The sequence below is a fragment of the Rhodospirillaceae bacterium genome (assembly GCA_018662005.1).
In the GTDB taxonomy this organism is placed as follows: Bacteria; Pseudomonadota; Alphaproteobacteria; order Rhodospirillales; family JABHCV01; genus JACNJU01.
Genome location: JABJHA010000014.1, coordinates 78,754 through 93,507 on the forward strand (window position 1 = coordinate 78,754; position 14,754 = coordinate 93,507).

The 14,754-nt window shown below is 53.3% G+C and carries 12 protein-coding genes and 1 riboswitch; of the genes, 8 read left to right on the plus strand and 4 right to left on the minus strand.

The window, feature by feature from the left end:
* Nucleotides 1-43: 43 nt before the first annotated feature.
* A complete protein-coding gene (locus tag HOL66_07400) occupies nucleotides 44-1,609 on the minus strand; it encodes a hypothetical protein (protein ID MBT5244054.1) in 1,566 nt (521 codons plus the stop codon).
* A gap of 32 nt (nucleotides 1,610-1,641) precedes the next feature.
* Here HOL66_07400 and HOL66_07405 point away from each other — a divergent pair, with 32 nt between their 5' ends.
* Entirely contained in the window at nucleotides 1,642-2,247 is a 606-nt protein-coding gene (locus HOL66_07405; GenBank protein MBT5244055.1) for a hypothetical protein, read from the plus strand.
* Nucleotides 2,248-2,386: 139 nt separating this feature from the next.
* Entirely contained in the window at nucleotides 2,387-3,868 is a 1,482-nt protein-coding gene (locus HOL66_07410; protein MBT5244056.1) for an ankyrin repeat domain-containing protein, read from the plus strand.
* Nucleotides 3,869-3,990: 122 nt separating this feature from the next.
* Here HOL66_07410 and HOL66_07415 read toward each other — a convergent pair whose 3' ends face one another.
* The gene (locus tag HOL66_07415; GenBank protein MBT5244057.1) at nucleotides 3,991-5,517 is read right to left on the minus strand and encodes a UbiD family decarboxylase; all 1,527 of its coding nucleotides are present in this window, start codon (nucleotides 5,515-5,517) and stop codon (nucleotides 3,991-3,993) included.
* A gap of 171 nt (nucleotides 5,518-5,688) precedes the next feature.
* On the opposite strand from HOL66_07415, the gene HOL66_07420 reads away from it, so the two are divergent.
* Genes HOL66_07420 through HOL66_07430 form a run of 3 tightly spaced genes read left to right on the plus strand, consistent with a single transcriptional unit; the run spans nucleotide 5,689 to nucleotide 8,630 of the window.
* Nucleotides 5,689-7,416 (plus strand): GAF domain-containing protein, encoded by a 1,728-nt coding sequence (locus tag HOL66_07420; GenBank protein MBT5244058.1) that lies wholly within the window; start codon nucleotides 5,689-5,691, stop codon nucleotides 7,414-7,416.
* A gap of 3 nt (nucleotides 7,417-7,419) precedes the next feature.
* A complete protein-coding gene (locus HOL66_07425; GenBank protein MBT5244059.1) occupies nucleotides 7,420-8,136 on the plus strand; it encodes a hypothetical protein in 717 nt (238 codons plus the stop codon).
* Nucleotides 8,133-8,630 (plus strand): hypothetical protein, encoded by a 498-nt coding sequence (locus tag HOL66_07430; GenBank protein ID MBT5244060.1) that lies wholly within the window; start codon nucleotides 8,133-8,135, stop codon nucleotides 8,628-8,630. Before HOL66_07425 ends, HOL66_07430 begins: the two co-directional genes overlap by 4 nt.
* On the opposite strand, the gene HOL66_07435 is transcribed toward HOL66_07430, so the two are convergent.
* Nucleotides 8,608-9,525, minus strand: a complete 918-nt coding sequence (locus tag HOL66_07435; GenBank protein ID MBT5244061.1) for a 4-hydroxybenzoate octaprenyltransferase — start codon at nucleotides 9,523-9,525, stop codon at nucleotides 8,608-8,610. The two genes, HOL66_07430 and HOL66_07435, sit on opposite strands and share 23 nt — an antisense overlap.
* Nucleotides 9,526-9,586: 61 nt before the next feature.
* Between HOL66_07435 and HOL66_07440 the strand changes: the two genes are divergently transcribed.
* From HOL66_07440 to HOL66_07450, 3 genes are all read left to right on the plus strand, one after another.
* Nucleotides 9,587-10,378 carry a 16S rRNA (uracil(1498)-N(3))-methyltransferase gene (locus HOL66_07440; GenBank protein ID MBT5244062.1) on the plus strand — a complete coding sequence of 264 codons (792 nt, stop codon included), beginning with the start codon at nucleotides 9,587-9,589 and terminating at the stop codon, nucleotides 10,376-10,378.
* Complete coding sequence (locus HOL66_07445; protein MBT5244063.1) at nucleotides 10,365-11,717, plus strand: glutamate--cysteine ligase; 1,353 nt, start codon at nucleotides 10,365-10,367, stop codon at nucleotides 11,715-11,717. The genes HOL66_07440 and HOL66_07445 overlap by 14 nt, the downstream gene beginning before the upstream one ends.
* 85 nt (nucleotides 11,718-11,802) lie before the next feature.
* The gene (locus HOL66_07450) at nucleotides 11,803-13,050 is read left to right on the plus strand and encodes an EAL domain-containing protein (GenBank protein ID MBT5244064.1); all 1,248 of its coding nucleotides are present in this window, start codon (nucleotides 11,803-11,805) and stop codon (nucleotides 13,048-13,050) included.
* A gap of 1 nt (nucleotide 13,051) precedes the next feature.
* On the opposite strand, the gene tldD is transcribed toward HOL66_07450, so the two are convergent.
* The gene (gene tldD, locus HOL66_07455; GenBank protein ID MBT5244065.1) at nucleotides 13,052-14,485 is read right to left on the minus strand and encodes a metalloprotease TldD; all 1,434 of its coding nucleotides are present in this window, start codon (nucleotides 14,483-14,485) and stop codon (nucleotides 13,052-13,054) included.
* A 159-nt stretch (nucleotides 14,486-14,644) separates the two neighbouring features.
* Nucleotides 14,645-14,723: riboswitch (SAM riboswitch) on the plus strand.
* Nucleotides 14,724-14,754: the final 31 nt, after the last annotated feature.

Genomic DNA, 14,754 nt, shown 5'->3' on the forward strand with positions numbered 1-14,754 from the left:
GCCGGAAACTAGGCGTATGCTAGGCTGGCGTCAACCGTCGCCCTTAAAAGAAGCCGAAGTTGTTGCCCAGCTTTTCCATAAAACCCGTCATCGCCGTTGGTTTGATGACCCGCCTGAAGGCATCGGATGTTTTAGGACCAATCCAGCCATCGCTTTTCAGGGGCTTGAAAGCGCCCTTGCCGAAGCTGCTTGCGCCGACGTCGTTGATGGTATCCTGAACAACCAGACCCCAGGGCGTTGTTCTTTTGTCAGAAGGCTTGAAGGGGGATGGGTTTTGAAACAATCCGGCAAAACTGTCATGGACAGTCTCGGCCAGATCGCCGCGCTTTTTTTCAAGCAGGTTCTGAAATGAGCCAAGGGCGAGGGCGTTTTCGACCTTCGGGCGGCCGGAAGTTGCGACGGACCCGCGCAATGCCTGTTTAGTCTTGGGCCCGAACAGGCCGTCTGTTTTAAGCGTCCCGCTTTTATCCAGCAGGTTAAGGCCGCTCTGGACACCGCGAATGGCTGTCGATAGCCCGCGCTTGTCGGCAAAATCGGCGATTTTGGCCCCGGCCCCAAGCACACCATCCAGAACCGGCTGGCCATCGCTGTCCTTTGCTGCAACCGGTTCTTTTCGGGGGACGGTGGTGAACACCGGATCCAGCGCTCTACCGGTTTCGTCGGTCTTCACCGGATCGGTGCCGTAGTGATCCTCGTACCATTGGCGAACCTTACCGGCAACGTCGCTTTGCAACGGGTCTGCGTAAGCGTCGGATCGATGTACCTGCGCCACCTCGTCCTCGGTCCAGTCGCCGGTCGCCTTAAGCAGGATATCGGTGAGCGGGTTATCGGATGTCTTCAGGTCTTCAAGGAAGCTCTCCACCTCGGGGCGGCGGTCTGGCTTGGCGCTTTCACCCGCGACCAGAGAGTCCGCGCCTGATGAACCCTTAACGTTGTCCTCGCCTTGATCAGGCTGCGACGCCGTCTTTTTGCTTTCAAACTGTTCGTCAAGCTTGCTTCGGGCCGTTTCCGTGTCTTCATCCATAACCGCCGCCCGGTTGCGGGCCAGACGTCTCATATCACGCTTGCCATTTTCCTTGTCGGTGTAAAATGTTCCTTCCCGGGCCATGGCCTCGGCATCGCCATCTTCAATGGCCTGCTTGAAGTCGGTAAAGTCTTTCAGGCTTCCATTGGCGTAGTGAACATCGACGACGGCGGCTTTCTTTCCATCGCTGAGTTTGTCCCAGGCGTCCCTGCCCACGTCTTTCTTGATTTGTGAAACGCGCGTGGCGATTTCCTGATCCAGGAGCTTGTCTTGTTCCGCCTTGGGCATTCTAAGGGTGGTATTATTTTCGTATGTATCTGCCCTGCGATTTAATTTTTCCGGCTCTTTGGCCAAGTCTTCACTTAATTTTTGCATTTTGGCAAATTCTGCGCGTTTGTCGGCTTCCGTCGCTGGTTTTTCAGTCTGCTCGTTGATCAATGGCAAGGACAGAAACTCTTTTTCTGTTTCAATATGAAAACCGGTGCCGATGGTCAGGTTTCCCTTGATGTCCAGATAAGGGTATGGGGGTTGCCCCTCACTTTCGATGATGTGTTGACGGATCGTTTTCAGTGTTGTGTTATCCATGGTAATTCTCCTATTGGTATACATGGAGGTTGATGTTGCCCGACAAGTCAAAACTAGTCAGACGGTTAAAACACGCCTTCATTAGCGTGGGGATCATTCTTGTCATGGTTAGCGGTTCGGCGCGGGCTGGCGACTGGCCCCTCGGCAAGTGGCCGTTGGTTCTTCCAACCGAGAAATATGGCGATATTCCCGATGGTCAGGGCATGGATTTCTTTCTCGGGAAATGGAGACAGGGAGGCTCCCGACCGCAAGGTGGCCCGATGATCGTCACCGAAAAGACGTTGGAATTTCCCGAAACGAGCAATTTCGGCTATCGCTATCGCGTCATTTACGAGGCATCCAACTACATCCTGTTGGTAGCTCGAGTTGAACCGCCCGAATACGAACACCCGACTAAATTCATGATTTTTGCAATCCAGAGTTCTGGCATGCCTGTCACAATAAAAAGAAACATCCGCACGCATTTATGCGGTTCCGGAACCTGGGGAACTTTTGAGGCCTTTGACTGGCCGGTCGAAAAACTGCTGGACACGTTCAAAAAATCGCTTTGCCTGTCAATCGTCGAGATTGATGGAACGGTGTCCATAGGCTGGGGAAGTTCCCCGCATATACGGGTTGGCCCGTGGGACAACTATTGATGTTGCCCGACAAGTCGAAACTCGTCAGACGGTTAAAAACGCCCTCATGAGCGCTGTGGTAGTTGAATGCATAAATTGTAATGGAAACGGCTCTTTGAGACATTTCAAAATCTTGAGTGCTCTTAATCGGAAGGTTGTTATGCCTGTGTATCTTTTTCTTTTGGGCGTCTTATCCATGCTGTCTTTTCCCGTATTGGCCGATGGTCTGACTGATGCAGAGTACAAATCGGCAATCGATCACATGCAAACGGAGCCAAAAGATGCTGAAATGGCCATGCGCCAGCGCAACGACTTGCTCGGTAAACTGGATTTGCTTTTATTCCTCCATACGTATCGGCATGACGAGTCCAAAATTGTTGAAGAAATAAAATTATTGAAAGCAGCTTTGGACGATGCCGCCGTTAACGGCGAAGGCAAAGATGATTATCTGATAAAGAGTTTAGGAGCTCCCGAACCCTATGATCGAAGCGACAATAGCCTTATCGCAACAATTCAAATTCTGTCGGGCAGTGCTCAGGTCATCACTCACCCGAGATTTTATGCTATTCCCTGCGCCATTTTGCTTCGACGATCAGGATTGCTTGATGCCACGGCAACGACATTTAGTGGCAATCGCGCCAATTTTGCACCCCGTTCCGGTTGCCATTGGAACAGAGGCGGAGAGATCAAAGGTTTCCCGGAAAAATCTATTCTTTATTTTATGAAACTTAGCGAACGGGCCGACGGCAATTTCCTGGCCACCCACGAAGGCACCAACAGATTTTCCATTATGGCTAATCAGATGGAAAATTTGGAGAGAGCCAAACTGGCGCCAGAAAGCCTGTGGCCAGCACCCCAATACAAGAATCGCCCCTACGAGACATGGTCCTATTTGTCTCTTTATAATCGTCGGGCATTCTCGCAAATTACGCCTGGCTACAATTCCGCATTAAGGAAATTGGAAAAATATTATGTCACTTTTGGGCGCTCGGATAAAAATGCCAATGAGCTGGCGCGCCGGGCTTTATTCTCCATATCCATAGGGAGTGATTGTGGATATGCTCCGCCACACTCTTTACGAACATTGTTGCTAGACGGTGCCCCACTGGCAAAAATATCACAAATGGCGTCGAAGAAGGATAGCCGACAATCAAAAAATATTTTTGCGTCATGCTCCCCAACTATCGGGTTTGATCCGTTACCCCATGTGGCTGTGGCACGACCCGAAACATTGCCAGTACTAGCCAGCTTGCGCCCTTCTTTTGATGTCAATGCTCGTAATCCATTTAATAAAACACCATTAATGACAGCGGCCCAGATAAACAGTCTTGAATCTGTTAGTTGGTTATTATCAAACGGTGCGGACGTGAATGCCGTAACGGGAATAAACAAAAAGTTAGTATGGCCCTATAAGCTTAAACACAACCAACGGACAGCTTTACACTACGCTGCAGCAAGCGCTGGTTTGCCTGTGCTGAAGGCCCTGATTGCTGCTGGTGCCAACATCGCGGCAAAGGACGACAAAGGCCTGGGGGTCATCGATTATTTAAATGGTCATGGCCCCGTAAATCTGAATCCCGTTCTCACGCCAAAACAACGCTCCGCTGCTATAGAACTGATATCGAAGGGCCTTGCAAAATGAAAAACCCGCCAGGCTTTTGCCTTGAGCGGGGTGTGGACACAGTTGTACAACTCGTTAATGATAGGTATACCCAAACGGGCATTAAAAGTCAAGGACTATTTACCTTGATGAAGAAAAATCGCCTATTTCTTCCAAATGGGCATGCCGGAACCGGGCAGCCCGTAGCGTTGCCATTTATTTGTCACTTCTTCGATAATGTCGTCGCTCATGCGGATTTTGCGACCCCATTCCCGATGGGTTTCAGCACCGATTTTGGCCGTTGCGTCGATACCCATTTTTGAACCCAGGCCCGATTCCGGGGAGGCGAAATCCAGATAATCTATGGGCGTGCGCTCGACCATAGTGACATCGCGGACCGGATCGACATTGGTCGAAATAGCCCAGATGACATCGTTCCAGTCACGGGCGTTAATGTCATCATCAACGACGATGACGAACTTGGTGTACATGAATTGCCTAAGGTAGGACCACACCGCCATCATGATCCGCTTGGCGTGACCGGCGTAGGCTTTCTTGATGGAAACCACCGCGACCCGGTATGAACAGGCTTCGGGCGGCAGCCAGAAATCAACAATTTCCGGGAACTGCTGGGTCATCAGCGGGATAAACACGTCGTTGAGCGCTTCGCCCAGAACCGATGGTTCATCGGGCGGCCTGCCGGTAAAGGTGGAGAGATAAATCGGGTATTTGCGCATGGTTATGGCGCTGATCGTAAACACCGGAAACCGCTCAACGGAATTGTAATAGCCGGTGTGATCGCCGTAGGGGCCTTCGTCGGCCTCCTCCGATAACGAGACATGTCCTTCAAGGACGATTTCAGCCTCGGCGGGAACCTTAAGGGGGACCGTCTTGCAATCAACCAGCACCACTTTCTCGCCGCGCAGAAGACCGGCGAACTGGTATTCGGACAAGGTGTCGGGAACCGGTGTGACGGCGGCTAAAATCGTGCCGGGATCAGCGCCAATAACGGCGGCCAGCGGCATCGGCTCATTACTGTGTTCTTTCCAGCGGGCAAATTGCTGCGCCCCGCCCCGATGCTTGAGCCAGCGCATGATCGTCGTGTTCGGCCCCGTCACCTGCATACGGTAAATACCCAGGTTCGGGCTGTCGCGCTTGTCGCCGCCTTCCTGACCCGCTTCGGGGCCTTCGGTGACCACCAGCGGCCAGGTGATTAGCGGCGCGGGTTCACCGGGCCAGCAGGTTTGCACCGGCAATTTGGCAAGGTCGATGTCTTCCCCGGTCAACACCACTTCCTGGCAAGCAGCCTTACCCGTCGTTTTCGGCTTCATGGACATCACTTTTTTAAGCAATGGCAACATGTCCAGCGCCTCGCGCCAGCCGCCCGGTGGTTCGGGCTGACGCAGGAAAGCAAGGGTCTCGCCGATCTCGCGTAGTTGGTCGGGTTCCCGGCCCATGCCCCAGGCGACCCGCTCGATCGTGCCAAACAGGTTGACCAGCACAGACATCGGTGACTTTTCACCGCGCTCATCAACGACATTTTCAAACAGCACCGCAGGGCCCCCTTCGGCCAGCAGGCGGGTCTGGATTTCGGTCATCTCAAGGTTCGTGGAAACCGCTTCGGAAACCCGGACAAGGCGACCATCACGTTCCAGCCGTTCGATGAAATCTCGTAAACTTTTATATGACATGGTTCCATTTTTAGCGCGTTCGGGGGCCCATGAACAGTGGTTAAGGTACTGGAAGCGTTCCAGAATGTTGTATTGGTGTGAAAAGCGGGATACGGTTTCAAATCTTGCAGCTTTGATGGGAACCCGCACGTGGTTGAAGAACGCCGTAAAGAAGACAATACCTTCAAGCGGATGATCGATATCGGCATCGCGCTGTCCTCGGAGCGCGACCACAATCGATTAATGGAATTGATCCTTCTTGAGACCAAGGACTTATGCAACGCCGATGGCGGTACTTTGTATCTGCGCACGGAAGATGATCGCCTGAAATTTGAAATCATGCGCACTGATTCCCTGAACTTCGCCAAAGGTGGAACCACCGGCGAAGAGATCACCTTCCCGCCCCTGCAAATTTATAATCCTGAAACAGGCCAGCCAAACACCCACAACATTGCCACCCATGTGGCTTTAAGCGGTGAAACCGTCAGCATTCCCGATGCCTATGAAACCGACCAGTTCGACTTTTCAGGAACCAAAAAATTCGACGAGGGCACCGGTTATCGTTCAAAATCATTCCTGACGGTTCCGATGAAAAATCACGACGGAGACGTCATCGGCGTCATTCAGTTGCTCAATTCCCGGGACCGGGAAAGCGGCGAGGTTATCGCCTTCAACGAGGGCATCCAGCCGCTGATTGAATCGCTGACCTCGCAGGCGGCTGTCGCCCTGGATAACCAGAACCTGCTTTTGGCGCAAAAACAACTTCTCGACAGCTTTATCGCCATGATCGCCGGCGCCATTGATGCCAAGTCTCCTTACACCGGTGGCCATTGTCAGCGGGTGCCGGTTTTGGCGATGATGCTGGCCGATCAGGCCTGCGCATCGGATGAAGGCATTTTCAGCGACTTCGATATGAGCGACGATCAACGTTACGAGATGGAAATCGCCGCCCTGCTGCATGACTGCGGCAAGGTGACAACACCGGAATACGTGGTCGACAAGGCAACCAAGCTTGAAACCATTTATGACCGTATCCACGAGGTTCGCACGCGCTTTGAAATTCTTAAACGGGACGCCGAAATCGACTGCCTTAAGGCCATTATCGATGGCGGTGACGAGGCGGCGCTTCGGGCCGGGCTGGAAGAAACCTTAAGCGCCCTGGATGATGACTTCAAATTTATCGCCGATTCCAACATCGGCGGCGAATTCATGACCGACGAAGCCATCGAGCGGGTCAAAGCCATCGCCGCGACGACCTGGACACGAACCCTGGATGATCGCATTGGCGTCTCGCACGAAGAACTCAAGCGTATGGAACGTGCCCCGGCCAAACCCTTGCCTGCCGAAGAGCCGTTGCTGTCTGACAGGGCCGAACACGTTATTGAACGCGACCCGGCCAACAAGATTGCAGAGGATAACCCGTTTGGCTTCAAGATGAATGAGCCCGAGGACATGTATAACCGGGGCGAGCTTTATAATATGTGTATCCAGAAAGGCACCCTGACGACCGAAGAACGCTACAAGATTAACCATCACATGGTTCAAACCATCGCCATGCTGGGCCAGTTGCCATTTCCCAAACACTTGCTCAAGGTTCCCGAAATCGCCGGTGGCCACCACGAAACCATGATAGGCACAGGCTACCCTAAGCGCTTGAGCAAGGAAGACATGACCCTGCCCGCCCGAATGATGGCTATTGCCGATATCTTTGAAGCCCTGACCGCCTGTGACAGGCCTTACAAGAAGGCGAAAACGTTAAGCGAAAGTCTGAAAATCCTGTGGTTTATGAAAAAGGATCAACACATTGACCCGGACTTGTTCGAGTTGTTCCTGAAATCCGGCGTTTACAAAACCTACGCCGATAAATTCCTGATGGAGAGCCAGATAGACGAGGTCGATATCTCCCAGTATCTGGACTAAGCCATGTCGCCAACTGTCGTCCACGCGAAAGCCTATCCCTTTCCGATCCCTGAAAACTCTTACGTTGTCGAGGACGGGGGCTACCGGGAAATTGCCAAAGGCGAGCCCCTGCCTGATCTTTCCGGGTTAACGCCGGTGCTGGCCTGCGGCTCAAACCAGTCACCGGAACAACTGGCCCGTAAATTTGACAATCTGGGCGCGCACCCGATCCCGGTCCTGAAAGCCCGGGTCAAAGATTTCGACGCCGTCCATTCACCCCATTTCAGCGCCTATGGTTCGATCCCTGCGACGCTTCATTATCATGCCGGGGTTGAAGCAACGCTTTTTACCAATTGGTTAAACGATGAACAACTCGCACGGATGCACGAAACCGAAGTCAGCGCCGAAAATTATCACTATGTACGAATTGATGGCATCACCCTCGACATTGCCTTTGGCGCACGGCTGACGTCGGTGTATGCCTATATTTCAAGCCGCGGGGCGCTTTGCCATGACGGCAAGCCATTAGGATTGGCAGCGGTATCAACAACAGGACGTGCCTGGCCCGAAATATCGCAAAATGGTGTACAGGCCCTGGCCCGTGACCGCTTGTCGCCCGGGACAGCCCTTGAAGTCTTCATCACCGAAAATGTCGATAAAATAGAGACCCGACGGGCGAGAATAAAACAGCTGGCGCAAGACGCCCTGCCTTTCGGGTATCCTGCCACACGAATACAATGAGCACCGATAAAAACGCCATCAACGAAGATGCCCGAAACGTCAATCAGGCAGCAAATTTGCTGGGCCTGCGCGAGATCGATTTTTTCCGCCTCGCTCATCGCCGCTGGCATTCAAATGACGCCAGCAAGGACCAGATGGAGAAGATTTTCACCGCCTATATGTTTCACGAAACCGTGCCGCCCTGGGTCCGCCATTGCGCCCGCGAAGTCATCAACCGTGAAGGCATGAATATGCTCGACCCGGCCCAATTCGGGGTCGGTGATTTTCGCCATCAAAGCAAAGTGCCGAAAGTCGGCAAACTGTTTCTGATGATCGCCGGTCTGTTGATGGTCATTGTCTACATATCGATCCTGACAACAAAACACGGCTTCGATGACACCAACTGCCCGGGCCGCTACGCCAACAGGTTTGTCGAACAATGGGTATATATGATCAACGGCGAGCAACCTCCGGCCTGTAAAGAGGGCGAAGTTAAAGAACCTGCCCCGCAATAATGGCGGCGAAAACAATCAGGCCGAATGTGCGGTTTGATTTGAAACGGGCCAGACAACCCTTGGCGTCATCAATATCGAGTGTCATCGTCTGCCAGATCAAATGCGCAGCTGCAAAAGCCAGTCCCGTATAAAAGGCCCAACCGAGTGCGGCCAGATATCCACTTAAGGCGATCAGGGTGATGGTGCCTGAATAAAAACCGATCAGCCACCTGGCCGTATTTTCACCCAGCTTTAAAGCCGTCGATTTGATCCCGATCAGAATATCGTCCTCCTTATCCTGATGGGCGTAGATGGTGTCGTATCCCAGCGTCCACAAGATGCCGGCCATGTACAGGACACCCGCCGCAGCGGAAAGCCCTCCCTGCACCGCCGCCCAACCCAGTAATGCCCCCCAGTTAAAGGCCAGCCCCAGCACCACCTGTGGCCAGTATGTGATGCGCTTCATGAATGGATAGACGGCGACGACAACCAGCGATCCTGCGCCGACCATGACGGCGAAGGTATTGAATTGCAGCAAGACAGATAGGCCCAAAAGCAACTGAAGGCCCAAAAATCCAAAAGCCTGGCGAATACTGACAGCACCCGATGGAATGGGCCGTGTCGCCGTGCGCGCCACCCGGCCGTCAAAATCCCTGTCAGCGATATCATTCAAGGTGCAACCGGCGCCACGCATAATCAAAGCGCCAACCGCGAACAAGGCAACAAGCAAGGGATCGGGCCAGCCCGGGGTGGCAAGGGCAATGCTCCACCAGCATGGCAGCAACAGCAACCAGGTGCCAATTGGCCGGTCCAGACGGGCCAGATGCAGGTATGGTCGCAGCCAAGGCGGAGCCCACCTGTCAATCCAGGTCAACGCGGGCATGTCGCTGTCGATGCTTTTAAAGGCGGTGGTCATTATGCACTAAGGTAACCTGTCACTTGCCCGAATTCCACCGCCGCTTATGATAAGCACCATGATGTCTATTAAAATCAAAGCCCGGCTGTTTAGCAGCGCCGACATGGGGACAGGCGTAACGATCACGCCAAGCACCGATCAGGCCCACTATCTGTTGAAGGTGATGCGGGCCCAGAACGGTGATCACGTCATTGTCTTCAATGGTCGCGATGGCGAATGGTTAAGTGTCGTTCAGACAATTTCAAAAAAAGCCTGCGCGCTTGAGATTAAAGAACAACTGCGCCCGCAAATCCCGGAGCCGGATCTGTGGCTGGCTTTCGCACCCTTAAAGAAATCAAACACGGATTTCCTCGTCGAGAAAGCCACCGAGCTGGGTGTGTCGCGGTTGATCCCGGTGTTTACTGAAAACACCAATACCACCCGGGTAAAATCGGAACGCCTGGCGGCAATCTCCATGGAAGCGGCAGAGCAATGCGACCGCCTGAGCGTTCCTGAGGTCGCCGAACCGTTAAGCCTGACCGAGCTGATCACAGACTGGCCGAAAGGGCGCAGCCTTCTGGTTCCTGACGAAACCGGCGGCGGGCGCTCGCTAAAATCCGTACTGGAGACGTCAATTGACGATGCAGGCATAACCCCTCACGGCTTTTTGATCGGACCGGAAGGCGGGTTTGCCGCATCGGAACTTGACGCCTTGGACAAACTGCCGTTTGTTAACCGCGTCGGCTTAGGGCCGCGCATCTTGCGCGCGGAAACGGCTGCCCTTGCGGCCATTGCCTGCTTCCAGGCTGTGGCCGGAGACTGGCAACAAGCCCCGCGCTTTAACAACGGATACTTTTTCAATGCCCGCAAATGAATTTTTCACCACCAAACAACACTTGCTCGATTACATGGCCTCAGGCTGCAAGCCCCCGGAAAAATGGCGGATTGGCACCGAGCATGAAAAATTCGCCTACCACTTAAAAGACCTGACATCCCTTGAATACGAAGGCGAAGCGGGCATCCGCGCCCTGCTCGAAGGAATGACTAAGTTCGGCTGGGAACCGGTGATGGAAGGTGGCAATCCGATTGCCCTGATCAAGCCTGATAATTCATCGATCACCCTTGAACCTGCCGGTCAGGTCGAACTATCCGGCGCGCCGCTGGAAGATATTCACCAAACCTGTTCGGAAGTTTCAGAACATTTAAGGCAGGTTAAGGAAGTCGCCAAGGAGCTGGGCATCGGTTTTATTGGCCTTGGCTATCAACCAAAATGGCCGCGCGACAAGGCGCCCTGGATGCCAAAATCCCGCTACGGCATCATGCGCGAATACATGCCGAAGGTTGGCTCCATGGGCCTTGAAATGATGCAATCGACTTGCACGGTCCAGGTTAATCTTGATTTCGATAGTGAGGCGACCATGGTCAAGATGTTCCGTATATCCCTTGCCCTGCAACCCATCGCCACCGGCCTTTGGGCCAACTCACCGTTCAAGGATGGCAAACCATCGGGTTTCTTAAGTTACCGCAGTCATATCTGGACTGATACCGATCCGGATCGTTGCGGGACCATTCCGTTCGTTTTTGAAGACGGTTTCGGTTTTGAGCGTTATGTCGATTACATGCTCGATGTGCCTATGTATTTCGCCTACAGGGATGGCACTTATATTGATGCTTCCGGGCAATCATTCCGTGACTTTATGAACGGCACCCTGCCTGCCCTGCCCGGTGAATATCCAACTGAAAAGGATTGGGAAGATCATTTAACCGTCGCCTTCCCGGAAGTCCGCCTGAAGAAATTTCTTGAAATGCGCGGCGCCGATGGCGGCCCTTGGAACAGGCTTTGCGCCCTCCCCGCTTTCTGGGTCGGGCTGCTTTACGATGATCAGGCACGCGAAGCCGCCTGGGATATGGTCAAGAACTGGACCGCCGAAGAACACCTGATGTTACGCAACGAAGTGCCCAAACAAGCTCTCGGCACTCCGTTCAGGAATGGAACCGTCTGCGATTTGGCCCTGGACGCGCTTGATATTGCCCACGAAGGTCTGTCCCGACGCGGCGTCCAAGATGGTATCGGTTTGGATGAAACCCATTTCCTGAATCCGTTATTCCGTATTGCAGAATCTGGCTTTACCCCGGCCGAAGACCTACTTTGTGCTTATGAGCGGCGTTGGCATAAAAACATCGATTTGATATTCAAAGAGTATTCCTACTAGAAATAAAGTGTTTGGCTTTCCCCCTTTTGCGTCTGCGTGTATATAAAGGGGCATAATATTTCTGGGAATTTCAACAAACTGACCGATGCCTGACGCTCGAATTGAATTAGACGAGATAGAACACGCGCTCCACCACGGAGAGTTTTGCTTCTATTATCAGCCAAAAATATCCTTCGCCACTGGTCAGATTGTTGGCGGAGAAGCTTTGTTGCGCTGGATCAAGCCCGATGGCACGGTTGTTCCGCCTGGGGAATTCCTGCCACAAGCCGAACAATCAGGTTTCATCACCAATATCACCGCTGTCATGCTGCCCGAACTTGTAGATGACATCGAAAAAATCCGGATCGTCAAATCTGACGCCCAGATCGCCTTCAACATTTCGGCGCTCGATCTTTACTCACCCTATATCGTCAAGATGTTGCGTAGCTTCATCGGCTCCAAACGCATCAATCCGGGCAATATCCAAATCGAAGTTACCGAAACCGCTCTTGTTGATAACTCCGAGCGTATCAATATCGCGCTGCTCGACCTGGTCGCCCTGGGTATCGAGATCGCCATGGATGATTTTGGCACCGGCTATTCGTCCCTGGACCTGTTAAGCCGCTTGCCTATTTCCGCCTTGAAACTGGATCAGGGCGTTGTCCGCAGAATGGCCGAGGATGTCAAGAACACGCACATCGTTCGTTCCAGCCTTTATATGGCCCGTGAACTATCCATTAAAACCGTTGCCGAAGGCGTCGAAAGCAGGGGCACCTATACATACCTGATGGCCGCCGGTTGCAACGAAGTGCAGGGTTTCTGGATCAGCCCGCCCTTGCCGCTTGACGAATATATTTCCCTTTGCGAAAGCAATCCCCAGTGGCCGGGATCGTCGTTCGGATTGCTTTACAATGCCTGGGTTAATCACATTTCCTATCGCCGCAAGGTTCTTGATGCCGCCCTGACCCTGTCCATGACCGAACAGGACGAATGGACGAATTTACCGAAAATGGATCTGGCCCACAGCCCCGCCCGCTGTCGCCTGGGTCAATGGTACATGGGGGAAGTCAGCGAAAGTGAAGAAGGTCGCCGCCAGTACAAGCAGCTCGAAGAACCCCACAGGCTTATGCACGCTGCAGGGGCGTCACTGATCAAGGCCATCCGCACCCAATCGACGGCGCGGGACATTACCCGGGCCACCCGCATTTTCCTTGAATATTCCGATGTCGTCGACGCCGAAGTATCGCGCATCGTCGAGCGGGACCTGGAAAAGACCTTCGCCGAACTGGATGTCGAAAGGGGCAAGGAGATACCCTCTGTCGCCAACCTGATCAGCGAATACGATATCGAATAGATTAAGTCGCGGTGCCGCCAACAGTCAGGCCATCGATCCTGATGGTTGGCTGACCGACGCCGCAAGGAACACCCTGGCCGTCTTTTCCGCAGGTGCCAACACCCGGATCCAAAGCCATATCATGTCCGATCATCGAAACACGGGTTAACACATCCGGGCCGTTACCGATCAACGTCGCCCCCTTGACCGGGGCACCAATCTTGCCGTCCTCGACCATATAGGCCTCCGTACAACTGAAGACAAACTTGCCCGACGTGATATCAACCTGACCGCCGCCAAAGTTGGTGGCATAGAGACCATTATTAACCGAACGCAGAATTTCTTCAGGATCATGCTCACCGGCCGGCATGAAAGTATTGGTCATGCGCGGGATTGGTGCGTGGGCATAACTTTCACGGCGGCCATTCCCGGTCGAGGCAGCCCCCATCAGACGGGCGTTCATACGATCGTGCATGTAGCCTTTTAAAATACCATCTTCAATCAACACGGTTTTCTGAGCCGGTGTTCCTTCATCATCAATGGTCAGCGACCCGCGACGGTCGGAAATCGTACCATCATCAATGACAGTGACGCCGGGTGAGGCAACGCGCTCTCCCAAAAGACCTGAAAATGCAGATGTTTTCTTGCGATTGAAGTCGCCTTCAAGGCCGTGGCCGATGGCCTCGTGCAGCAAAATGCCCGGCCAACCGGGGCCAAGCACGACATCCATTTCACCAGCCGGGGCCGGGACTGATTCCAGATTGACCAGAGCCAGACGCAGCGCTTCATCGACCGCCTTTTTCCAGGTTTCGGGTTTAAGATATTCATCGTAAGGAACCCGTCCACCGGTGCCATAACTACCGGTTTCCATTCGATCACCCTGAGCCGTCATGATGTTAACGTTGAGACGGACCAACGGGCGAATATCGCCAGCCCTGACGCCGTCAGGCCTGAGCACCTGCACCGCTTGCCAACTGCCTGTCAGCGAAGCCGTAACCTGGGCTACACGCTCGTCCTTTGATCTGGCGTAAGCATCCATATCGGCCAGCAATTTCACCTTGGTTTCAAAATCGACCATGCTTAGAGGATTGTCATCAACGTAAAGCTGGGTGTTGGTGCCGGGTGGCGGCGCGGCCAGCGTTCCGCCGTATCCTGCGTGCACGGTCTTGACAGTATCCCCGGCCCGTTTGATGGCTTCTTCGCTCAGTTCGGAAGCGTGGGAATAGCCCGTGACTTCACCTGAAACAGCGCGCAATCCGAACCCCTGTGAGGTATCGAAACTGGCATTCTTCAACTGCCCGTCGTCAAAGACCACGGCCTCGGACTGGCTGTATTCAAGGTACAGTTCACCGTCATCGGCCCCGCTTAAGGCGTCTTCAGTCAGGCTTTCGACCCGGGACAGGTCCATACCGGCCCGATTAAAGAAAAGCTCATCAGTGCGCGAAAGGTCGCTCATGGAAACTCCTAAATCATTTCATTTCTGTCGATAGACTATAACGAATGGATTAGCTTCATATAGGGATTCCTTTTTGATTTTGCGCCCTATCAGAAACAAATTGGTAAGAACGACTGAAATCCCATTTTTCTTGACCTGAACGACTTCGGTCAGTAAAAAACTTCCATACGTGGTGATTTGCACGACCAGCTTGCGACCACGGAAAAAAAACTCGCTAAAAGGTCGGCGCTCTTGATAGGGCCCTGACCATGACTGTCGGGGCTTTTTTT